Origin of the sequence: Arthrobacter sp. MP_M4 (assembly GCF_035984855.1) — a bacterium.
GTDB lineage: Bacteria > Actinomycetota > Actinomycetes > Actinomycetales > Micrococcaceae > Arthrobacter.
The window spans coordinates 76,986-96,558 of sequence record NZ_JAXCHX010000008.1 but is presented as its reverse complement, the minus strand read 5'-3'; the positions used below and the strand labels follow the sequence as shown (position 1 = coordinate 96,558).

Annotated in this window: 19 protein-coding genes and 1 pseudogene; 8 read left to right on the top strand and 12 right to left on the bottom strand. The window is 67.0% G+C overall.

What is annotated here, in order from left to right; translation table 11 throughout:
- The first annotated feature begins 147 nt into the window (after positions 1 to 147).
- Positions 148 to 732: a histidine phosphatase family protein gene (locus RCH15_RS08785; RefSeq protein WP_326960091.1), complete on the top strand. Its 585-nt coding sequence runs from the start codon at positions 148 to 150 to the stop codon at positions 730 to 732.
- An 83-nt stretch (positions 733 to 815) separates the two neighbouring features.
- Here the strand turns inward: RCH15_RS08785 and RCH15_RS08780 are convergent, their stop codons facing one another.
- The 3 genes from RCH15_RS08780 to RCH15_RS08770 form a co-directional block, all read right to left on the bottom strand.
- Positions 816 to 1,052, bottom strand: coding sequence for a hypothetical protein (locus tag RCH15_RS08780; RefSeq protein ID WP_326960089.1), 237 nt, complete (start codon positions 1,050 to 1,052; stop codon positions 816 to 818).
- Positions 1,053 to 1,299: 247 nt separating this feature from the next.
- Positions 1,300 to 2,229, bottom strand: coding sequence for an NADP-dependent oxidoreductase (locus tag RCH15_RS08775; protein WP_326960087.1), 930 nt, complete (start codon positions 2,227 to 2,229; stop codon positions 1,300 to 1,302).
- 184 nt (positions 2,230 to 2,413) lie between these two features.
- Positions 2,414 to 3,154, bottom strand: coding sequence for an SDR family oxidoreductase (locus tag RCH15_RS08770; protein WP_326960085.1), 741 nt, complete (start codon positions 3,152 to 3,154; stop codon positions 2,414 to 2,416).
- On the opposite strand from RCH15_RS08770, the gene RCH15_RS08765 reads away from it, so the two are divergent.
- Entirely contained in the window at positions 3,135 to 3,446 is a 312-nt protein-coding gene (locus RCH15_RS08765) for a hypothetical protein (protein ID WP_326960083.1), read from the top strand. The two genes, RCH15_RS08770 and RCH15_RS08765, sit on opposite strands and share 20 nt — an antisense overlap.
- Positions 3,447 to 3,448: 2 nt before the next feature.
- Here the strand turns inward: RCH15_RS08765 and RCH15_RS08760 are convergent, their stop codons facing one another.
- Positions 3,449 to 5,668, bottom strand: a complete 2,220-nt coding sequence (locus RCH15_RS08760) for a putative bifunctional diguanylate cyclase/phosphodiesterase (RefSeq protein ID WP_326960081.1) — start codon at positions 5,666 to 5,668, stop codon at positions 3,449 to 3,451.
- A 351-nt stretch (positions 5,669 to 6,019) separates the two neighbouring features.
- Positions 6,020 to 6,508: a GNAT family N-acetyltransferase gene (locus RCH15_RS08755; protein ID WP_326960079.1), complete on the bottom strand. Its 489-nt coding sequence runs from the start codon at positions 6,506 to 6,508 to the stop codon at positions 6,020 to 6,022.
- A gap of 132 nt (positions 6,509 to 6,640) precedes the next feature.
- On the opposite strand from RCH15_RS08755, the gene RCH15_RS08750 reads away from it, so the two are divergent.
- A complete protein-coding gene (locus tag RCH15_RS08750) occupies positions 6,641 to 7,213 on the top strand; it encodes a DUF2243 domain-containing protein (protein WP_326960077.1) in 573 nt (190 codons plus the stop codon).
- Positions 7,213 to 8,034 (top strand): cytochrome c oxidase assembly protein, encoded by an 822-nt coding sequence (locus RCH15_RS08745; RefSeq protein WP_326960142.1) that lies wholly within the window; start codon positions 7,213 to 7,215, stop codon positions 8,032 to 8,034. The genes RCH15_RS08750 and RCH15_RS08745 overlap by 1 nt, the downstream gene beginning before the upstream one ends.
- 75 nt (positions 8,035 to 8,109) lie before the next feature.
- On the opposite strand, the gene RCH15_RS08740 is transcribed toward RCH15_RS08745, so the two are convergent.
- From RCH15_RS08740 to RCH15_RS08730, 3 genes are all read right to left on the bottom strand, one after another.
- Entirely contained in the window at positions 8,110 to 9,432 is a 1,323-nt protein-coding gene (locus RCH15_RS08740; protein ID WP_326960075.1) for an MFS transporter, read from the bottom strand.
- The gene (gene argE, locus RCH15_RS08735; RefSeq protein ID WP_326960073.1) at positions 9,429 to 10,673 is read right to left on the bottom strand and encodes an acetylornithine deacetylase; all 1,245 of its coding nucleotides are present in this window, start codon (positions 10,671 to 10,673) and stop codon (positions 9,429 to 9,431) included. Before argE ends, RCH15_RS08740 begins: the two co-directional genes overlap by 4 nt.
- A 194-nt stretch (positions 10,674 to 10,867) precedes the next feature.
- On the bottom strand, positions 10,868 to 11,482 hold the full coding sequence (locus RCH15_RS08730) for a helix-turn-helix domain-containing protein (protein WP_326960071.1): 615 nt from the start codon (positions 11,480 to 11,482) through the stop codon (positions 10,868 to 10,870).
- A 138-nt stretch (positions 11,483 to 11,620) separates the two neighbouring features.
- Between RCH15_RS08730 and RCH15_RS08725 the strand changes: the two genes are divergently transcribed.
- The 3 genes and pseudogenes from RCH15_RS08725 to RCH15_RS08715 form a co-directional block, all read left to right on the top strand.
- On the top strand, positions 11,621 to 12,352 hold the full coding sequence (locus RCH15_RS08725) for an SDR family NAD(P)-dependent oxidoreductase (protein WP_326960069.1): 732 nt from the start codon (positions 11,621 to 11,623) through the stop codon (positions 12,350 to 12,352).
- Positions 12,353 to 12,429: 77 nt separating this feature from the next.
- Entirely contained in the window at positions 12,430 to 13,323 is an 894-nt protein-coding gene (locus RCH15_RS08720; RefSeq protein WP_326960067.1) for an alpha/beta fold hydrolase, read from the top strand.
- A 1-nt stretch (position 13,324) separates the two neighbouring features.
- Positions 13,325 to 13,544, top strand: a pseudogene (locus RCH15_RS08715) (type I methionyl aminopeptidase); the annotation flags it as partial.
- A 52-nt stretch (positions 13,545 to 13,596) separates the two neighbouring features.
- Here RCH15_RS08715 and RCH15_RS08710 read toward each other — a convergent pair.
- Positions 13,597 to 14,376: a GOLPH3/VPS74 family protein gene (locus RCH15_RS08710; RefSeq protein ID WP_326960065.1), complete on the bottom strand. Its 780-nt coding sequence runs from the start codon at positions 14,374 to 14,376 to the stop codon at positions 13,597 to 13,599.
- A gap of 40 nt (positions 14,377 to 14,416) precedes the next feature.
- The gene (locus RCH15_RS08705) at positions 14,417 to 14,584 is read right to left on the bottom strand and encodes a hypothetical protein (RefSeq protein ID WP_326960063.1); all 168 of its coding nucleotides are present in this window, start codon (positions 14,582 to 14,584) and stop codon (positions 14,417 to 14,419) included.
- A gap of 181 nt (positions 14,585 to 14,765) precedes the next feature.
- On the opposite strand from RCH15_RS08705, the gene RCH15_RS08700 reads away from it, so the two are divergent.
- Positions 14,766 to 15,797: an NAD-dependent epimerase/dehydratase family protein gene (locus RCH15_RS08700; RefSeq protein WP_326960061.1), complete on the top strand. Its 1,032-nt coding sequence runs from the start codon at positions 14,766 to 14,768 to the stop codon at positions 15,795 to 15,797.
- 68 nt (positions 15,798 to 15,865) lie between these two features.
- On the opposite strand, the gene RCH15_RS08695 is transcribed toward RCH15_RS08700, so the two are convergent.
- Positions 15,866 to 17,869, bottom strand: a complete 2,004-nt coding sequence (locus RCH15_RS08695; RefSeq protein ID WP_326960059.1) for a vWA domain-containing protein — start codon at positions 17,867 to 17,869, stop codon at positions 15,866 to 15,868.
- 30 nt (positions 17,870 to 17,899) lie between these two features.
- The gene (locus RCH15_RS08690) at positions 17,900 to 19,288 is read right to left on the bottom strand and encodes a sigma 54-interacting transcriptional regulator (protein ID WP_326960057.1); all 1,389 of its coding nucleotides are present in this window, start codon (positions 19,286 to 19,288) and stop codon (positions 17,900 to 17,902) included.
- Positions 19,289 to 19,573 lie beyond the last annotated feature (285 nt).

The following is a 19,573-nucleotide window of genomic DNA, read 5'->3' as shown; positions in this document are numbered from 1 at the left end:
CTTCGCCGACCGGTGTGGCTGACTTTTGTTCATCAAGTCACCAACAGCTTGTCGCAGGCAACCAGACTCGTGCAAGAAGATGCGAACGATTCACAGGCAAATGCTGGGGAAGTCACAGGGACGGGGCGGTTTGCAAGAATGGACAGCATGACCCTCACAACGTTCGCCCTTGTCCGCCCTGGTCAGACGGATTGGAACGCCCAGCGCCGTTTGCAGGGGTCCACCGACATTCCACTGAACGACGTCGGCCGCGGCCAGGCGCACGACGCCGTCGCCGTCCTGTCTGGTTACGGGTGGGACGCCATCGTGTCCTCGCCGCTGAGCCGGGCCGCAGAAACGGCCGACCTCATCGCGGCGGGCCTGGGGCTGACCGTGACCCGGCGCGTACCGCAGCTCACCGAGCGTTGCTTCGGGCCCGCGGAGGGCATGCAGAACGGTCCTGAACTGGACGCACTGCGCATACCCGGTGGCTTCCGCGGCGCCGAAGACGAGGACGGGGCCGCCAAGCGCGGGTTGGCGTCGCTCGAAGCCCTCGCCGAGGAGTTCCGTGGCCGCCGCGTCCTGGTGGTCACCCACGGCTCGCTGCTCCGAGTGAGCCTCAGCCTTGCCACCGGCCGCACGCTGCCCAGCATCGACAACGCTGTTCTCAATCTGGTCCACCACCATCCGGTCAACGGCTGGCAGCTTGAGTACTTCAACGGGGAGCGGGTTGCCGCCGGCATTCCCGGCTGACCTTTGGAGGGTCCGCCAACCGGCGAGGAACCGCAACAGGAACGGGAACCTGCGCACCGTCCGCTGGTCGCAGAAGGCGCCGGTTAGCCGGGTTCGGGCACTTCGCCGTTCCCGGCTGCCTCTATCCAGTCCACGCCTTCATCCGAGAAATAGAAGCCCGAGGGCTGGCTCTCACCAGCCCACCAGGCATCGGCAGCGACTGATCCACCAGCCCGCGTGATCTCGGCGATGATCTCCTCCGGCACGGCATCTCCGTTGTTCTTGATGAGCCAGTCCTGCGTCGAGGGTTTTAGATTCGGCCACCATTGTTCGATACTCATGGCCGCATTGTGCCACTTCGGGTATCAGGTTCTCGACCCCCAAAACCCAAGTCGGAACCACGGCCGAGGGCTGGCGGCACTACCCTGCTGGCCGCAGTGGTCACCCGCGTCGGCGAGGTCGAGGCCACTGAATGGGCCCTTGACCAGGCGACGGCTGCGTGTGAAGTGCAGATCGCTGCCGCCCTGGCCGCCGGGGTGCCGGCCGATCAGATAGCTGATGCCGCGGGAGAGCAGGCGCCGCTCCGCGTCACACGGCGTCGTCGACAGTGATGACGATCTTGCCGCGGGTGTAACCTTCCATATTGAGGCGGAAGGCTTCGGCCGCCTCCGGCAAACGGAAGGTCCGTGCGACTTCCACCCGGATGTTGTGCCGGTCCACCAGATCGGCGAGGTCCTGCAACTGGGCGCCCACGGGGTTGACCCACATCCAGGTGCCACCGTGCTGCTCGACGTCGCTGTCCGCGATGGAGGCGTGGCGGCCCCCGTCAGCCAGGACCGCCAGGGTGGTATCGAGGTTGCCGCCGACGAAATCTGCGACAATATCGACGCCCTCGGGGCATAAGACCCGCACCCGGTCCGCGAGCCCTTGACCGTAACTCACGGGCTCGGCTCCGAGGGACCGCAGGAAGTCGTGGTTCCTTTCCGACGCGGTGGCGATGACCCTCGCGCCCAGTGCTGCGGCGATCTGGATGCCCAGGGATCCGACGCCGCCGGAGCCGCCGTGGATCAGCACTGTCTCACCCGTCTTGAGGCCCAGTCGGGTGAGGACCTGATAGGCCGTCAGGCCGGCAAGGGGAAGACCGGCGGATTCGTTCCACCCCAGAGATGCGGGCCTGCGGGCGAGACGTCGTTCGGGCAGGGCAATATACTCGGCGAAACTTCCGCCGTGGACGTAGTCTTTCCGGCCGTAGGAAATGACTTCATCGCCGGGCTGGAAGTGCGGCGCGTCGATGCCAACGGACTCGACGACGCCGGCCACGTCCCAGCCGGGTATCGCCGGGAACTGCAGGTCCATGGCCTGGTCCAGGTGCCCGGCCATGATCTTCCAGTCGACCGGGTTCACCGAGGCCGTCTTGACCTTGACCAGGACCATCCCGGGCCCCACCTTCGGCGCCGCTTGCTCTGTGAGTTCAAGGACGTCGGGGTTGCCGTATTCGCTGTAAGTCATTGCTTTCATAGAGGGGAGAACAGCCGAACTGGGGACGCTATTCCGGAACCTGCCGACGGGTGCGGCAGATCACCGCGGGGCGGCAGGAGCTTTGATCCGATCAGCCATTGGAATCAACGGTACGGGCGTCGTTGGCCTGGGAACGTAGGCGGCCAACTCTGCCGGAAGAGCGGGCCCGTCCCGGGCCCGCGCCCTAGACGGGCAGGTGGAAACCGCCGTCGGAATGCAGGAGTTGGCCGTTGATCCAGCCGCCGCGTTCGGAGAGGAGGAAGGACACCAGGCTGGCCGCGTCCCGCTGGGTGCCAAGCCGGCCAAGCGCGGTCTCGCTGCGCAGCGTCTCTGCGAAGTCAGGACTGATCCAGCCGGTGTCTACCGGGCCCGGATTGATCAGGTTCGCCGTGATCCCGAGGTGCCCCAGTTCGCCGGCTGCCGCGATGACAATTCGATCGAGCGCGCCCTTACTGGCTCCGTACGGGAGGTTGTGGGTGGTGTGGTCGCTCGTCAGCGCCACTATGCGCCCCAGCCCGGGCGCCGCCGAATATCGCTGCGCGAAGGCCCTGATCAACAGCCAGTTGGCACGGGCATTGACTGCGAAGTGCCGGTCGAAACTCTCGACGGACGTGTTGAGGATGCTGCTGTCCACTGACTCTGCGTGGCTGGCAATCAGCGCCCGGACCGGCCCAAACCGGTCTGTGACGGCGTGCACCAGGGCCCCGGGCGCCATCGGATCTGCCAGGTCGGTCTCCACCGCGAAGGTCCTGGCCCCCAGTTCGTGCAGCTCAAGAGTGAGGTCCGCCACGAAGTCCCGTTCCGGACGGTGGTTAGCAACGGCGATGTCCCACCCGTCCGCGGCAAGTTGGCGGGCGATTTCCGTACCGATGGAGATCGGACGCCCGACGCCGGTGATCAATGCTATGGGACGCAACTCAGTCATTGGCCGATCCTACGACATCATCCCCACTGCTCCTGGCGGGCGTACCTATGGGCTTGGCGGCGACCATACCCGCCTTGTTGCTGCAGACGCGGCCGGTACCCCTTGGGAGGGTCTGCCAGAACCCCTATTAGCCACTCCCGCTGGCGAGTGGCACTGGCACGGCTGGCACGGCGCAACCCGGGAGAACTTCATGTGCCACCTCGCCCTGTGGGAGGCCGCTGCCGGCGGCGGCGAACCCGAGACGGTTTGGTGCGCCAAGCTCACTGACACCGAATACCCGGGCGGGACGTAAAATCACGCCGTCGGAAAGGGCTTCTCCGGGAGGTGACTGGGGACTGCATACTTGTCCGGGGACGGTAAAAGGGCGTGGCTGATGAGCCAGGCGTCCAGTTCAGCAGGGGGAACCGGCCTGGACATGAAATAGCCCTGAGCAAGGTCGCAGCCGTAATCGCTCAGTGCCCGGAAAGCTTGCGCGTCCTCAACGCCCTCGGCCGTCATCTCCAGGCCCAGGCTGTGGGCCAGATCGATCGTCGAGACCACCAGGGCCGTGGCCCGCGCGTCATCCATCATGGTCAGGATGAAGGACTTGTCGAGTTTGAGCTCGTCGATGGGCAGCTCCCGCAGGTAGGACAGTGAGCTGTAGCCCTTCCCGAAATCATCCACCGCAATCCGAACACCCATATCCCGGAGCTCAGAAAGGATGGTGCAGGCCCGGTTGCGGTCGGCGACCAGAACGTCTTCGGTGATTTCGAGGACCAGCGCGGAGGGTGACAGCCCGCGGGCAGCGGTCATCGCTGCCACCTGCGCCGGCAACCCGGAGTCCATTACGGAGCTGGCGGAGAGGTTGACAGCCACGGAGAGCGGCCGCTCCCGGGCCGCCCAGATAGCGGCCTGGTCCAAGGCCTGAGCGAGGACGACCCCCGTCAACGCGGGCATGAGCCCGGCTTCTTCGAACCGCTTCAAGAAGGTGTCGGGTTGCAGCAGACCCAGCGCCGGGTGTTCCCAGCGGACCAGGGCTTCCACTCCCCGGATATCCCCCGATGCGAGATTTATCTTCGGCTGAAAGTGGAGGACCAGTTGATTCTGGAGGAGCGCGTCGTTCAGCGCCTGCACGCTGTGGAACTGGCTGGGGACGACGTCGATTGCGCCGTCCGCATAGAGGCAGTGGCCGCTGTGCATGGTCTTGGCGGAGTACATGGCCAGGTCTGCTTTGCGCAGCAGCAGGCTCAGGTCCCGGCCCTGCTCCGGGTAACAGGAAATGCCGATGCTTGCGTTGACTTGGACCGTTACCCCGTCCAGGTCATAGGGCTCTGCGAGCGCGGCCCGGAGTTTCAGTGCGACCGCCTGCGCGTCGGCGGGCCCGCAGTTCGCAACGTGGACCACAAACTCGTCACCGCCCATTCGCGCGAGGAGATCGACGGCGCGGAGTTGCCCCGACAGGCGTTCCGCGACCTGGATGAGGAGCCGGTCCCCCACGTCGTGGCCGAGTCCGTCGTTGATTTCCTTAAACTTGTCGAGGTCCAGCAGCAGCACCGCACTGGGGTGCCGTGCGTCGGCCGCCAGCCGCCGGGGAAGGTCGGTGTAGAGAGCCCTCCTGTTGGAAAGACCGGTCAGTTCATCGGTTCTGGCCTGCCGGTTGGCGTCCGACAGGCGGAGCCGCTGACGGAACACCAACGGCAGGGCGGCCATGGCCAGGGTGAGGCTGGCGAGCACCACGGCGAGGACCACCACCCGCTGCTGGGAAGCCAGGATCAGGACACCCAAACCGGCGGCTGTCGCGAGCGCCGGAACGGCCTGCGCGGGAACTGCGGCTCCCAGACCGCCGTCGGATCTCTCGGCTCGGCCCTGGAACACAATCCAGGAACCGATGAGCGCCGTACCGGCTCCCCACGCGGCATCCAGCGGTGTGCCGATGACGTACATGCCGCTGATTTCCAGCAGGGCGTAAGCGATGTCAGCGCCCGCAAAGGTGATGAGTCCTAAGACCAGCAAGCTCCATCCACCTGCCAGCGCCGGCCGCGCGGTCGCCGCGATTCCAATGACGGCCGCCACCAGCAGAAGATCCAGGAGCGGGTAGGCCGCCCCGACCGCGACCGTCCAGGTCGCCGTACCGTCCAGTGCCGAGTTCAGGACCGGGCTAAGCACCACTGTGAGAACAGCGGCGGCACCGAGGGCTCCGACGGCGCTGTCCAAGATCACGGGCCACGTCATGTCACGCGAACGGTCACGGACAATGACGGCCAAGGCCGCCAGCATCAGGACATAGAAACCTAAATAGCCGATGTCCGCCGGCGACGGCAAAGGAACGTTCTCGCCGGCTGCCGCCTGCAGGACGTAGTAGGTATCACCCGCGGCCTGGCATGACAGCGCCCCGGCGGACAGCAGAATTTCCGTCTGCCGGCCCTTCAGCCAGCCGACCGTCCACCAGCCCACTGCGGCCGGAAGCCACACCACCAGCAAGGCGAGGAACCCATCAACGAAGAAATCGAAGTCGGCCGATATCCGAAAGGTCACTCCGGCCGCGTACGCACCGGCTACGGCAAGCAAGGCGCCAGGTACCAGCCAGATTTTGCGGTCCCCGCGTCGGAGGCCGTGGCTCGTTATGAGTTGTTGGAAGACCATCAGTCGTCACTGCCCCTGATTTTCGCCGGACGTCGGCGGACCGGGGTCCTGCTCGACCCCTGCAAACTCGTTGCTGTCGGGGGCGGCGCGCACCCCGGTGTTGCTGCGGGTCATGGTTCTCCTTCGAGCGGGACGGTGCGCCCCAGTATCCCTATCGGCCGGGAACAGGAGCGCGTAATGCACAGCGGCCAGGAATCCTTGACTGTGATCGAACGGCAACACCGGCCGGCCCCGCGCCTGCCTTCAGAGCAAGAGTTTGAACCCTACATGCGACGCCTCAAACCCCAGACGCTCATAGAACCGGTGCGCTGCGACCCGGGAACCGTCCGAGGTCAGCTGCACCAGTTTTGCGCCGCGCCGACGCCCTTCGGCGACCGCCCACGCGATCATCGCCCCTCCGAGGCCGTTGCTCCGCAGGTCCGACCGGACGCGCACCGCCTCGATCTGCAGCCGTGTTGCTCCTCCCCGGGCGAGTCCGGGAATGAAGGTCAGCTGCATGGTCGCGACCACGTCAGTGTCAGCCCCGACGACAACGACCAGAAGCTGGGCGGGATCGGCGCTGATTGCCTGAAAGGCATGGTCGTAGGGGCCGCGGTTCTCTATGGCGGCCGAGTCGACGGCGGACCTGAGTTGATCGTCCGCCAGAAGCCCCAGGATAGGGCCGACGTCGGACGCTTGGGCCCTCCGCAACGTGAAGGGGCGGCCGGCCAGCTTGAGTTCTGCGGGAATCATCCGCCCAGTATTCCAGCCACCGGCGTCGGCGCCCGCCCTGCACGCGGGACAGCCCCACGCACTTGTCCTAGGCGGAATGATAAGCCTACTGTCCATTAGTAGAGCAGGCGGAACTCAGGGATCGGAGCAAACATGGTCAGCACCTCGGGCGGCAACCGCACGGCAGCGGGACCGCGGGGAACCCAAGCGCAGGGAATCGGGTTGCCCGGTACCATCCTGGGCATCGGCCTGGGCGGCTTCGTGGACGGCATCCTGTTGCATCAGATACTCCAGTGGCACCACATGCTCTCGAGTTCTGACACGGCGAACATCGACATTGGCTCCTATCCGGTCACCACCGTGCACGGCCTGCAGATGAATACCCTGTGGGACGGGGCGTTCCACACCTTCACATGGCTGGCCGTGCTGGTGGGGCTGGGGATGCTGTACGCCCGCGTCCTGGGATCGCGGGGGCGGGTGTGGGCCTCCCGGGTGCTGTGGGGGTGGATCATCCTGGGCTGGGGTGTCTTCAACGTGGTGGAAGGCCTGGTGGACCATCAGATCCTGGGAATCCACCATGTGCTCAGCGGGGAATACCAGACATTGGCTGACGTCCTGTTTCTGGTCCTGGGCGCCGCGCTGATCGCCGTCGGCTGGTGGATGCAGCGCACCGGCAAGCCAGTGGATCTGGCCGGACCCGGCGGCCCGTCACGGACCCGGTCGTGATGGCACCTGCTCACGACGGCCAAGCGCCGCAGCTTGCGGCTGGTTTCGACGACGTGCTTCCGTTGCTCGTCTTGGCGGCTCTGGCCCTGGGGTACCTGGTGCTGTCCCGTCGTCGGGAGCGGGAGCCGCGGGGCTGGAGCCGATGGCGCACGGCGGCCTTCCTGGGCGGCGTGGTGACGTTAGCTCTGGGGTTGAGCCCGCAGGTTTCCCCATATGCCGGCGGCGGGTTGCCCGGCCACATGTACCAGCACCTGCTGATCGGGATGTATGCACCGATCGGGCTGGTCCTGGGCGCACCGGTGACCCTGCTGCTCAGGTCCCTGCCCCGGCGCCAGGGAAAGCGTATCGGCAGGTTCTTCCGGTCCGCACCCCTGCACGTGCTGGCGCATCCGGTGACTGCGCTGGTGCTGAACCTGGGCGGCCTCGCGGCCCTGTACTTCACGCCGCTGTATGCGGCCGCCGCACGGGAACCGGCTCTTCATCACCTCGTCCATCTGCATTTTCTGGCGTCCGGGTACCTGTTCGCCTGGGTGGTCGCGGGGCCCGATCCGGCCCCCGCCCGCCCGTCGGTGCCGGCACGGCTCTGGGTGCTGGGCGCGGCCATCGCCGGGCACGCCGTGATCTCCCAGCTTCTCTACGCCGGACTATTCGTCAAGGTTTCGGCGCCGATCGGAGAGCTGCGCCAAGCGGGCGAGCTGATGTACTACGCCGGGGACATCGCGGAACTGCTCCTCGCTTTCGCGTTGGTCTCGAGTTGGCGGCCCACCGCGAGAATCCGGCGCCAGCGCCCGCGGCGGACCTCAAACCCGGAACCGGCCTGAAAGACCTCCGTCCGAGACCCTGCACCGGCCAGTCGGGCCGGGTCCCGCTACGACGGGCACCCGGCCATACCTGGATCAGGCCTGGCGGTAGACCTTGCGGGCAATGGTCAGGCTGACCGTTGCGATGACCGCGATGGTCACCAGGTAATACCCCGGCACCAGCAGGGAGCCGGTGCTGCCGATCAGCCACGTCAGGATGAACGGGGCAAAGCCGCCAAAGACGGTGACCCCGATGTTGTAGCCCAGGGAGAGTCCTGTGGACCGGATCCGGGCCGGGAACATCGAGGACATGATGGCCGGCAGCGGTGCGAAGTAGGCGGTGGCCAGCACCGACAGTAGGAGTTCCACCACGATCATGGTGGGCAGCGCCGGCGCCGCGATGAGCACCAGGAATGCCGGGATGCCGACGACGATGGTTCCGGCGGCCGCCCAGGTCATGACCCGGGCCGGACCCACCTTGTCTGCCAGCATGCCGATGAACGGCGAACCCAGGCTCATGACCACCCCGAAGATCAAGGTGGAGAGGAAGCCTACGGATTTGGGCATTCCGAGGTTTACGATCGCGTAGGTGGGCATGAAGAGGGCGATGTAGACGCCGACGGATCCGAGGGAAACGACGCCGACGATGGCCCAGAGCCGGCCGCCGTTGCCGATGAAGGTCTCCCGCAGGGGCGAGGCGGACCGTTCCGTGGCCAGGAATTCCGGCGTTTCCTCCATCTTGGACCGGATGTACCAGCCGACCGGTCCGATGGCCAGCGCGAAGATGAACGGCAGGCGCCAGCCCCAGGAATCCAGTGCCTGCGTGCTGAGGTACGTGTTCAGAACGAATCCAAAGATTCCGGCCAGCAGAATGCCGCCACCCTGGGTAGCCACCTGCCAGCTGCCATAGAACGCCTTGCGGTTGGGGGCGTATTCGATCAAGTAGGCCGTGGCTGTGCCAAACTCCCCGCCGGTGGCGAATCCCTGCAGCAGCCGGGCGACCAGCACCAGGATGCTCGCTGTGACCCCGATGGCGGCCGCTGTGGGTGCAACGACAATGAGCAGGGTGCCGGCGAACATGACGAGGATGGACACCAGCATGCCCGCCTTGCGGCCGGCCCTGTCGGCGTAGCGGCCGATGATGATGCCGCCGAGCGGCCGCATGATGAAAGAGACCCCGAACGAGGCGAAGGCCAGCAGCAGCGACGCCGTCTCGTTCGTCGTCGGGAAGAACAGCTTGGAAATGGTGACGGCGAACGTGCCGTAGACGATCAGGTCGAACCATTCGAGTCCGTTGCCGATGGACGCGGCCACGACGGCTTTGCGGGCGTTGCTTTGTTCCAGCGCAAGTTCCGCTGCCGTACGCGGCTTGGTGACGGGGTCGTTGGACCCGATGCTGGGGGCGGTTTGATGGCTCATGGCTGTGCAGTCCGTTCGGTCGTAGCGAGGTGGGCAGCGAGAGCCTGCAGGAAATGCTCGCAGGCGGCAATCTGGGTCAGTTCGATGTATTCGTTGGCGGTGTGGCCTTGGTCCATGTTGCCGGGCCCGCAGACCACGGTGTCGATGCCGGCCCGCTGGAAGAGCCCGGCCTCGGTGGCGTAGACCACGGTTTCTTCGACCGCGTGGCCGGTAAGGCGCTGCGCCAGTTCGAGGGCGGCGCGCGGGCTCTCGGGGCTAAGGCCCGGGACTTTGCCCAGCGGGACCATCCGGATGTCCGCGGCGGGGTTCTCCTGCTGGATGGCGGCCCGGAGTTCGGCCAGGTTGTCCTCGATACGGGCGACGACGGCCTCCGGGTCGTCACCGGGAATGGTCCTGAACTCGAACTCGAAGTCGCACCTCTCGGCAACCGTGTTAACGGCGGCCCCGCCGCTGACGACGCCGACGTTGGCGGTGGTGTACGGCACCACAAAGGTCGCATCGAACGGGCCGGACAGCCGGTGTTCGTCAGCGAGTGAGCGGATGAAGGCGATGGACCGGGCCGCATACTCGATGGCGTTGACGCCGGTGGAGGTCATGGCGGAGTGGGCGGCAATTCCACTGACGCTGACGCGGTAAAGCTGGCTGCTCTTATGCGCCGAGACGGGGTGCATGCTGGTGGGCTCACCGACAAAACACAGCCGGGGACGGATTCCGCGGGCCGCAAGCTCGTCCAGGAGGACGACGGCGCCGTGGCAGCCGACCTCTTCGTCGTACGTCCAGGCGAAGTGCAGCGGCTCCGCCAGCGGACAGGACAGGAACTCGGGCAGGAGGGCCAGGATGGCGCCGCTGAAAGCCTTCATGTCCGTGGTACCGCGGCCGTAAAGCCGCCCGTCGCGGATCTCGGGCGTGAAGGGGTCGCTGTCCCAGTCCTGGCCGTCCACCGGGACGACGTCGGTGTGCCCGGCGAGCATGATGCCGCCAGTGACGGAGCCGTCGCGGGCGGGAATCGTAGCGAAAAGGTTGGCCTTGTTGCCGTCCGGGCTGGGGACGATCACCGGGGTGATGCCGTGGGCGGTGAGCTCCTCGGCCATGCTGGAAATCATCGCAAGATTGGAATTGCGGCTGGTGGTGTCGAAGGTGATCAGCTTCTTGGACCACGCGAGCGCGGCGGCGCCGGGGGCGGTGCCGGCGGGGCCGGCTGTTGTTGGAACGGCGGTTGCCGGTGCGGAGGTGGGCGTCATGGGCAGATTCCTCGGGAAGGTTGATGGGCCGGCGCTGGTGGCTGGCTGCGGCAGGCCTGGCAGCCTGCTGGCTCCATGCGCTCCCCTCAGTATTTGGCGGACCCGCCATCCCTGTCAACACTTTGAACGCGATTTATTCATTTTATTGAACTTGCAGTGCCGGCGCCCCGGCAGCATCCCTGCGGCAGCGAGAGCTAGAACGACGGCGGCGTCATGGCGCCGATCAGCACCGCATCCTCCGACGTGGAGTTGCGGTACCAGTGCGGCAGCGAGGAGTCGTAGGTCAGCGAATCGCCTTCCGCGAGGTCATATCCCACACCATTGACACAGACGTGCAGCCGGCCCTGCAGCACGGTTACGCATTCCTCACCGGCGTGTTTGAAGGGGGCATCCTCGTTGTCCCAGCCCGCTGCGATTTGGGCCCGGAGCATGCCCAACTGCCCGCTCATGTGCGGCGTCAGAAGTTCGTAGATGAGGTTGTCCTCGGCAACCTCCAGTCGCCGCCGGTCCTCGCGGCGCACCAGCGCGCCGCCCTGGTCTTTTGTGTCGAAGAACCGCCCTACCGGCACTTTCAAGGCCTGGGACAGCTTAATCAGTGTGGTCAGCGACGGATTGCCTTGGCCGCGCTCAATTTGGCTGAGCAGGCCGGGGCTGAGGCCGGCTGCTGCGGCCAGGTTGCCGATGCTGTATCCGGCCTCCCGCCGCAACTGCAGAACCAGCGCCCCCACGGCAGTCATCGCCCGTTCGGCCTGGCCCTCCACCCCGGGAAATTCCATGTCTACAGCGAGGCCGAAGCCGTGATTCTCCATCCCACGATCGTCCGCCATAGTGAAGATATCGTCAAGATAATGAATCTCTGCAGACGGCGGCCGCCGGAACTCCGGGGCAGCCCTGCCCTGCCCGCCGGGTGCGTCAGCAACTAGGCTTGGCGCAACGAGGAGGAACTGATGGGCAGCATATTCATCACGGGGTCAAGCGACGGACTGGGCCGGGCCACCGCAGAGTCCCTTCTTGGGAGGGGTCATCAGGTGATCGTGCATGCACGCAATGCTGACCGCCTGGCCTCGCTGCAGGACCTCCTTGACCGCGGGGCGGCAGGTGTGGTCGGGGACCTGTCCGACGCCGGGCAGACGCGCGACATCGCCGACCAGGTGAACCGGGTCGGCCCCGTGGATGTGGTGGTCCACAACGCCGGGGTGTTGAACGGCCCGCATGTCTTCCACGTCAACGTCGTCGCCCCGTACCTTCTCACCGCCCTGATCGGCCGGCCCCGCAGGCTGATCTACCTCAGCAGCGGCATGCACCGCAGCGGCCACACCGGCCTCGCCAGCATCGACTGGAACGCACCGGGGCAGAGCGCGTCCTACGCGGACAGCAAGCTTTACGTCACCGCCCTCGCGGCAGCCGTCGCCCGGCTGTGGCCGGACGTCCTCAGTAACGCAGTGGACCCCGGCTGGGTGCCCACGAAAATGGGCGGCCCGGGAGCGCCGGATGATCTGCGGCTGGGCCATCTCACCCAGGAATGGCTCGCCACCAGCGATGACCAGGAGGCGCTGACGAGTGGCGGCTACTGGCACCATCAACGCCTGGCGAAAGCCCACCCCGCCGTCCACGACGTGCATTTCCAGGAGGAACTGGTGGACCATCTGGCCCGGGTCACCGGAGAGCGCCTCCTCTAGGTCCGCCGGGACGCCAAGCCGGGCGCGTCGCCGGGCGAATTCGAAGGTCACCAAACCGGCAGGGTCAGAATGGCTGCATGAGCTTTACCTCCTTCGGCCGTATCAAGACCCCAGTCCTGGACATCGGTTACGAATCTGCGGGCGATCCGGGGGGAACCCCGGTCATCCTCCTGCACGGATTCCCGTACGACGTGCGGGCCTTCGACGACGTCGCCCCGATCCTTGCGGGCCAGGACGCCTTCGTACTCGCCCCGTACCTGCGCGGCTTCGGTCCGACCCGTTTCCTCAAGGAAACGACCATCCGCTCCGGCCAGCAAGCCGCTCTCGGGCAGGACCTCCTCGATTTCATGGATGCCCTCAACATCGAACAGGCCGTCGTGGCCGGCTACGACTGGGGCGGCCGGGCGGCGTGCATCGTGGCTGCGCTGGACCCCGGACGGGTCGCGGGCCTCGTCTCCGTCGGCGGGTACAACATGCACAACCTCGCACGTTCCGGCGAACCCGCCTCCCCGGAGTGGGAGCGAAGCTACTGGTACCAGTACTACTTCCACTCGGAGCGGGGGCGCCGCGGATTGGAACAAAACCGGGACGAACTGTGCGAGCTGCTGTGGCGGACCTGGTCGCCCACCTGGGCTGCTGCGGGCCAGGCGTTCCCTGCGAGCGCCCCGAGCCTGCACAATCCCGATTTCGTCGACGTCGTCATCCACTCCTACCGGCACCGTTACGGACTGGCTGACGGCGACCCCCGGTACCAGCGGTTCGAGGACCTGATCGCCCAGGAGCCGCGCATAGCGGTTCCGACCGTGGTGCTCGAAAGCGGGGACGACGGCGTCGGCGGCCCCGGGGCGTTGGCAGGCAGGGACAAATTCACCGGCCCCTACAGCCAGAGCGTCCTTCCCGGTATCGGACATAACGTTCCCCAGGAGAATCCGGCTGCGTTCGCACGGGCCGTGGTCAGCCTTTTTGGCTAAGTCAGCGGGCCTGGGCCTGCAGGGTGGATGTCGCCGTCGCGGCATTGGCTCGGTCCTCAGCGAAGCGGGATATCCGGTCAACACCGGGTTTGGCGGTCATGGCATCGGGTCAACAATGCATCAGGACCACCGGCTGCCGGACGGCACACAGCGAACACACCATTGCCATCACGGACGACGCCGCCGAAATTCTCACTCTGCCGGAGCGGGTGCAACCGTGACGCCAGTCGAACGGCACTGTCTGGGCGGCTCCCGCGGGGCAGCCAGTCAGCCTTAAAGCGTCGCGGCTTCTTCCTGCGCCAGCCGGATCAGCCGGAGTTCGTCTTCCACGGCGCGTGCCGGCCAGTAGTCCTTTGCCATCTCGTCTGCGCGAACCCTGTCCGCTGCGGGAAAGAGCTTGCCGAACAGCCCGGCCGCCTGAAGCAGCGCTATCAGCGCGGCGGTCCTGTCATCGAGCGTCTGGGAAGCGGAGCTGGCGTCCTTGGGTTTCGCGGCGTCAGGGCCTTTATCCGACTCCGGTTTCCCGGTGTCGGCCGCTTTGGACTCGGCCTCCGCGGGCTTAGGTGGTGCGGGGTCAGCCTTCGCGGGTTCGGGCGGTGCGCCGCTGAGCGCCGCTCTGACCTTCTCCAGGAGGGCAGCCTCCGGGCCGTGGTCCTTCTCCGGATACCGGGTGGACCTGAACAGGCCAAGGCGCTTCTCGCCGATGCGTTCCACGATGCCCTTGGACGCCATCCCCTCATAGATGCGCTGCACTTCGGCCCGGCCCTCCAGCATGGAAACCCAGCGCTTGGGTGTGTGGGGCCGGGATTTGCCTCGGATGAGCTCCAGTTCGTGCTGGAGATCCGTCGTCGGGGCTGCGCCGGTTGCCCGGACGTGTTTTCCCTGCAACTCGATGGCACCGATCAGGTCCAGCTCCGCCAATATGGCTCCGGCGAGCGTGGTTCTGAGTGCGAACAGCGGCACTTCCGGTCTGCCGTCTTTGTCGTTTGTTGCGAGAAGGAGGAAAGCCTGGGGAAGGCTCAGCTCCGGGGTCGTCGGCGTGTCAGCGTCCATAGGATGATCGTGGCGCAGTTACGCCGTCACCACCAAGGGATTAAGACCCGTCCGATTCGACGGAGTCGGCTTCTGTCGTTTCACCCTCCGCCGGGTCCTGGCTGTGCGCTCGCTCGTCCGCTCCCGCTCCCGCTCCGCCGGCGGCCCTCTCCCCCTCTGCCGGGGCGTCGGAGTGACGGCGCTCGGCTTGTTCTGGCGTTTCACTCACGGCAGGTTCCCTTCGTCGGCTCATTCCGCTTTCATCCTGTCCCCGGGAATAGAAGCGGTCAAGACCCGGGTGCAAGTGCCGCCCGAAACGCTATGGTGGTCTCGAAGACATGCCTGCCTCGACCCGCGAAGCCCGAGGTGCAGCCACAGCACATCCGTCACATCACGCTGAGGAGAAGCCCATGCTCATTGTTGTCACCGGAGCGACCGGCCACGTAGGTACGGCGCTGCTGAAGCGGCTTCGGGAAGCCCGGTCGGAAGGCGCTGATCTCCAGATCGTGGGAGTTGCCCGCCGGACGCCCGATCAGAGCGAGGCACCGTACCGGGACGTGGAGTGGCACAGCCTGGACGTCGGGGATCCGCAGGACGAGACCGCACTGGCAGGAGCTTTCGCCGGCGCCGACGCTGTGGTGCATTTGGCCTGGCTCATTCAGCCCAACCACGACCGGGAGCTCTTGCGACGGACCAACGTGGCGGGGACGGGCCACGTGCTCGCTGCGGCCCGTGCGGCCGAAGTGGGACAAATCGTCTGCGCTTCGTCGGTGGGCGCCTATTCTCCTGCCCCGAAGAACCAGCGGACCACGGAGAATTGGCCGGCAGGCGGAATCAAGGGGTCCCATTACAGCGTTGACAAGGCGGCACAGGAACGGCTGCTGGACGACTTCGCCCAGGAAAACCCCGGCATCGTCGTGGCGCGGCTCCGACCCGCTTTGACGTTCAGCGCCGGCGCCGGCAGTGAGGTGGGCCGCTACTTTCTGGGCCGGATCCTGCCGCGGCTCGTCCCGCGCAAGCCGTGGGTGCCCTTGCTTCCCCTTCCGAAGGAGCTGATTTTCCAGGCAGTACACGCCGATGACGTAGCGGACGCCTACTGGCGCGTGGTGCAGCGGCGTGCCGAGGGTGCGTTCAACATCGCGGCGGAACCTGTACTCAACCCGAACGCCCTGGGCTGGGCATTGAACGTCCGCCGGCTGGTGGGATTGCCGCTTCAAGTGCTGCGCGGTGTTGTCGACATCAGTTGGCGCCTGCGGCTGCAGGCGACCGACGGCGGCTGGATCGACATGGCGGCAGGGGCACCGGTGATGGACACCACGCGGGCGCGTAACCTCTTGGGCTGGATGCCCCGACGGTCCTCACTCGAGGCGTTGGCTGAAATGCTGGAGGGCCTGGGCGCCGGCAAGGGCCGGCAGGCATCACCCCCGCTTAGGCCCCGGTAGACCGTTCACGGCCCGGGAGCCCCACGGGCTAGTTCGCCGTCGGGACCCGGGTGCCGGGGCGTGCCAGTCTAGGTCGCCCAGTCGGCATCGTCGTAGGGGCGGCCGCGGAAGTGGGCGCGGAGGTACTCCCCCACCACGGCTGCGCCCAGGTCCCCGGCCTCCGGCGCCACCACCCGGCCGTCGATGCGGCGGGCCATCCGCTGGATGAACCGTTCCAGGCCCGGGTCTTCGCCAAGCCGGAAGAACGTGGCCTGCGTCCCGGCCCGCCCCAGGCGGTCCAGTTCGGCGACTGTGACCCGGATAGTCTCCGGATCCGGCGGATACGAGAACCATGACTCGCCGTCGGCCAGCAGGTGGGCGGTGGGTTCGCCGTCGGTCACCACGAGCAGGACGGGTTGCATGGACGGGTGCTGGCGGAAGAACCGGCCGGCCAGCAGCAACCCGTGGTGCAGGTTGGTGCCCTGCTCCCGCAGCGTGGGAAGGGCCGTGAGCTCGCCGATGTCCATGGACTGCGCGTACCGGCCGAACGTGATCAACTGCAGCCGGTCGCCGCGGAACCGGGTGGAGACGAGGTGGTGGACGGCGAGGGCAGTGCGTTTCATGGGCACCCAGCGTCCCTCGGCGGCCATCGAGAAGGACACGTCCACGAGCAGGACGACGGCGGCCTGCGTGCGTGCCTCCGTCTCGGTCACCTCAATGTCATCCATGGCCAGGCGCAGCCCCTGGCGCGGATCACCGCCGTCGGCAATGGTCCGGCGGATGGCGTTGGTGATGGTCCGGGTGACATCCCACGGTTCCGCGTCGCCGAACGCCCACGGGCGGCTGGAGCCGGTCTGCTCCCCGGCCGCCCCGGCAACCCTGGTGTCCCGGCGCCCCTGCCGGCCGGAGAGCTGTTTGGCGGTGTCGCGCAGCAGCGACCTGCCGAGCCGGCGCATGGCCTGCGGTGAGAGCCGGAGGTCGCCGTCGGCGCCGCGCCGGAGGTAACCGCCGTCCTGCATGGCCTTCTCAATTTCCGCGAGGGTACGGGCGGACACGGCAGCATCCTGTCCCAGCTGGCGTGCGAGGGCGTCCAGGTCCAGATCGTCCAGACGGGAGCCGTTGTAGGACTGGGAGAGCTGCTCGGCAAGTCCGTCCAGTTCGGCGAGGTCCTGGAGCACGCCGGTCCCGTCACCGAGCCCGAGCCCCTCCTCCCCCTCGAAGCGCTCAGAGCCGTTCCAGTCCTCGCCGGGGCGCAGTGCCCGGAGGTTGGCGTCCATTTGGCCCAATTGCGCCATCAGCTCGGGCGAGCCGAACGCCTGGGCGGAGAGCTGCATCAGCTCCTCGCGCTGCTCGGCGGACATCGATTGCAGCAGCCGCTGGGCGGCGGCGGCGCGCCGGGCGAGCGCGTCCACGAGCTCCTCGACGGACTGCGGGTTCTCCGGGAAGAACTGGCCGTGCCGGGCCATGAACTCCTGGAAGTCTGCGTCCGTGTCCTCATCGCGCCGGTGCTTGCTGAGAAGCTCGTTGAGGTCCCGCAGCATCCCGGCCACGGCGGCGCGGTCCTCCCCCGTGGCGCTCTCCAGTGCTTCCTTCAAGCCGGCGAACCGCTGGTCCAGGATTTCCCGGCCCAGCAGATCCTTGATCCGCTCGTAGGCGTCCCGGGCGGTGCGGGACTGCCAGTCATAAGAGGCCAATTCGTTCACTGCTGCGGCCGTGGAGGAGGGCAGGTTCTGCAGTTGCATCTCCCGGATCGCACGGTCGGTGTCGTCCATCCGGACGTCGCGAACCAGCTGTTTGCGCTCCTCCAGCACCGCCGTGTCCAGCAGCTTCTGGACCTCGTTCAAGGTGCCGTCCAGCCGGTGGCGGCTCAGCAGTTCGTTGCGGCGCTGCTGGACGCGGCCGGCGAGGTCATCCAGGCCCTCCCGGTTGCGGCTGCCGCGCCGCAGGAACTCCTGCAGGGCATGCCGGGGCGAGTAGCCGGCCATGACGTCCTCTGCGACGGCGTCCAGCGCCTCCGCCAAGTCCACCGGCGGGGCGAGCGGATCCGGTCCGCCGGCGTACCGGCCATACCGGGACCGGTTATGAACGCCCATGGGTCCTCCTGACCTGAGCCCTTGTAACTACTAGCCGTAGACCGTCGCCTCGTCGTCGGATTCCTTGGAGATCCGGCGGGCGAGGTAGAGACCTTCCAGGGCCAGTTCGACGGCGGCCGCGCGCTGCCCGTCATTGCTTGCACCCAGGCGCTCACCGATGTCGTCGTACAGACGGGATCCGTTGAGCGACGGGAGGTTGGCGAGGAACTCCCGCGCGGTGACCAGTTCACCGGTGGTGACCGTGGAATGACCGTCGAGGGCGGCCACGAGCGGACCCATATCGATGCCGTGGAAATGCGCGCGGACGGCCTCTGCGGTGGCCATGCGCAACAGGTGGTCCAGGATCTCCTGTTCCCGTCCTTCCTCCCCGGACTCGAATTCGATCTTCCCGGCGAGTACTTCCACGGCGGCGGCCAGGTCGATGATACGGGCGACGGCCTCGTCTTCACCGCGCACGCTGGCCCGGCGCAGGGCCGCGGCGGCAACGGTTTCAGCGCCCGCGATGGCGAACCGCGCGGATACCCCGGAGGTCTGGTTGATCGCCGGGGACTGCCGCAGCGCCCGGGTGTAGCGGGCCAGGATCTCGAGGATGACGGGCGGGACGCCGGCCACCAGCTGTCCCTCCTGGCGGATGACGGCCACCTCGTCGTCGAGTTCGATCGGGTAGTGGGTGCGGATCTCGGCGCCGAAGCGGTCGCGCAGGGGCGTGATGATCCGTCCGCGGTTGGTGTAGTCCTCGGGGTTCGCGGATGCGACCACCAGGACGTCGAGCGGCAGCCGCAGCACGTAGCCGCGGATCTGGATATCGCGCTCTTCCATGACATTGAGCATGGAGACCTGGATCCGCTCGGCGAGGTCGGGCAGTTCGTTGATGGCGATGATGCCGCGGTTGGAGCGCGGAACCAGGCCGTAGTGGATGGTTTCCGGGTCGCCCAGGCGGCGGCCCTCGGCCACCCGCATCGGGTCGACGTCGCCGATCAGGTCCGCGACGGAGGTGTCCGGCGTAGCGAGTTTCTCGACGTACCGTTCCGAGCGGTGGCGCCACGCCACCCGCAGGCGGTCCCCCTCGGTGAGGACACGGGCTTTGGAGTGCTCGGTGAGGGGCTCATACGGGTGTTCGTTCAGTTCCGAGTCCTCGATGACCGGCGACCACTCGTCCAGCAGCCCGGCGAGGGTGCGCAGCAGCCGGGTCTTGCCCTGTCCCCGTTCGCCGAGCAGGACGACGTCGTGCCCGGCGAGCAGCGCCCGCTCGAGCTGGGGCAGGACGGTGCGACGGAAACCGAACATGCCTGGCCAGGGATCCCGGCCGGCGGCAAGCGCCGCGAGCAGGTTGTCGCGGATTTCGCGGCGCAGGTCCTTCTGGACGTGGCCGGAGGCACGCAGTTCACCAACTGTGAAGATATCGGGGCGGTCATTCACCCTCCTACCGTAGACCTCTACCCGTCGGGGAATCGAGGAATTTCTTCAGATTCCCGCGGATTGGGACACAGGAAGGGAGCCGCCCGGGGTCCCTGGCAGAGCCTGTGAAGGCACAGGGAGGCGCCGAACATTACGCTGGATGCTGATGACTGCAGCAGCGCCACGGGCACCATCGCTGCCCCACAAGGGAGCAGGGCACGCTCCTTCTTCTGGTGCGCCACGGGGAGACGCCGACGACGGGCACGGTGCTGCCGGGGCGGGACGCTGAGAGCCTCTGGGGCTGAC

Coding starts and splice junctions, on each gene's coding strand:
- RCH15_RS08785 (WP_326960091.1), top strand. CDS start 148: ATGACCCTCACAACGTTCGCCCTTGTCCGCCCTGGTCAGACGGATTGG.
- RCH15_RS08780 (WP_326960089.1), bottom strand. CDS start 1,052: ATGAGTATCGAACAATGGTGGCCGAATCTAAAACCCTCGACGCAGGAC.
- RCH15_RS08775 (WP_326960087.1), bottom strand. CDS start 2,229: ATGAAAGCAATGACTTACAGCGAATACGGCAACCCCGACGTCCTTGAA.
- RCH15_RS08765 (WP_326960083.1), top strand. CDS start 3,135: ATGGGACGCAACTCAGTCATTGGCCGATCCTACGACATCATCCCCACT.
- RCH15_RS08770 (WP_326960085.1), bottom strand. CDS start 3,154: ATGACTGAGTTGCGTCCCATAGCATTGATCACCGGCGTCGGGCGTCCG.
- RCH15_RS08755 (WP_326960079.1), bottom strand. CDS start 6,508: ATGATTCCCGCAGAACTCAAGCTGGCCGGCCGCCCCTTCACGTTGCGG.
- RCH15_RS08750 (WP_326960077.1), top strand. CDS start 6,641: ATGGTCAGCACCTCGGGCGGCAACCGCACGGCAGCGGGACCGCGGGGA.
- RCH15_RS08745 (WP_326960142.1), top strand. CDS start 7,213: ATGGCACCTGCTCACGACGGCCAAGCGCCGCAGCTTGCGGCTGGTTTC.
- RCH15_RS08740 (WP_326960075.1), bottom strand. CDS start 9,432: ATGAGCCATCAAACCGCCCCCAGCATCGGGTCCAACGACCCCGTCACC.
- argE (WP_326960073.1), bottom strand. CDS start 10,673: ATGACGCCCACCTCCGCACCGGCAACCGCCGTTCCAACAACAGCCGGC.
- RCH15_RS08730 (WP_326960071.1), bottom strand. CDS start 11,482: ATGGAGAATCACGGCTTCGGCCTCGCTGTAGACATGGAATTTCCCGGG.
- RCH15_RS08725 (WP_326960069.1), top strand. CDS start 11,621: ATGGGCAGCATATTCATCACGGGGTCAAGCGACGGACTGGGCCGGGCC.
- RCH15_RS08720 (WP_326960067.1), top strand. CDS start 12,430: ATGAGCTTTACCTCCTTCGGCCGTATCAAGACCCCAGTCCTGGACATC.
- RCH15_RS08710 (WP_326960065.1), bottom strand. CDS start 14,376: ATGGACGCTGACACGCCGACGACCCCGGAGCTGAGCCTTCCCCAGGCT.
- RCH15_RS08700 (WP_326960061.1), top strand. CDS start 14,766: ATGCTCATTGTTGTCACCGGAGCGACCGGCCACGTAGGTACGGCGCTG.
- RCH15_RS08695 (WP_326960059.1), bottom strand. CDS start 17,869: ATGGGCGTTCATAACCGGTCCCGGTATGGCCGGTACGCCGGCGGACCG.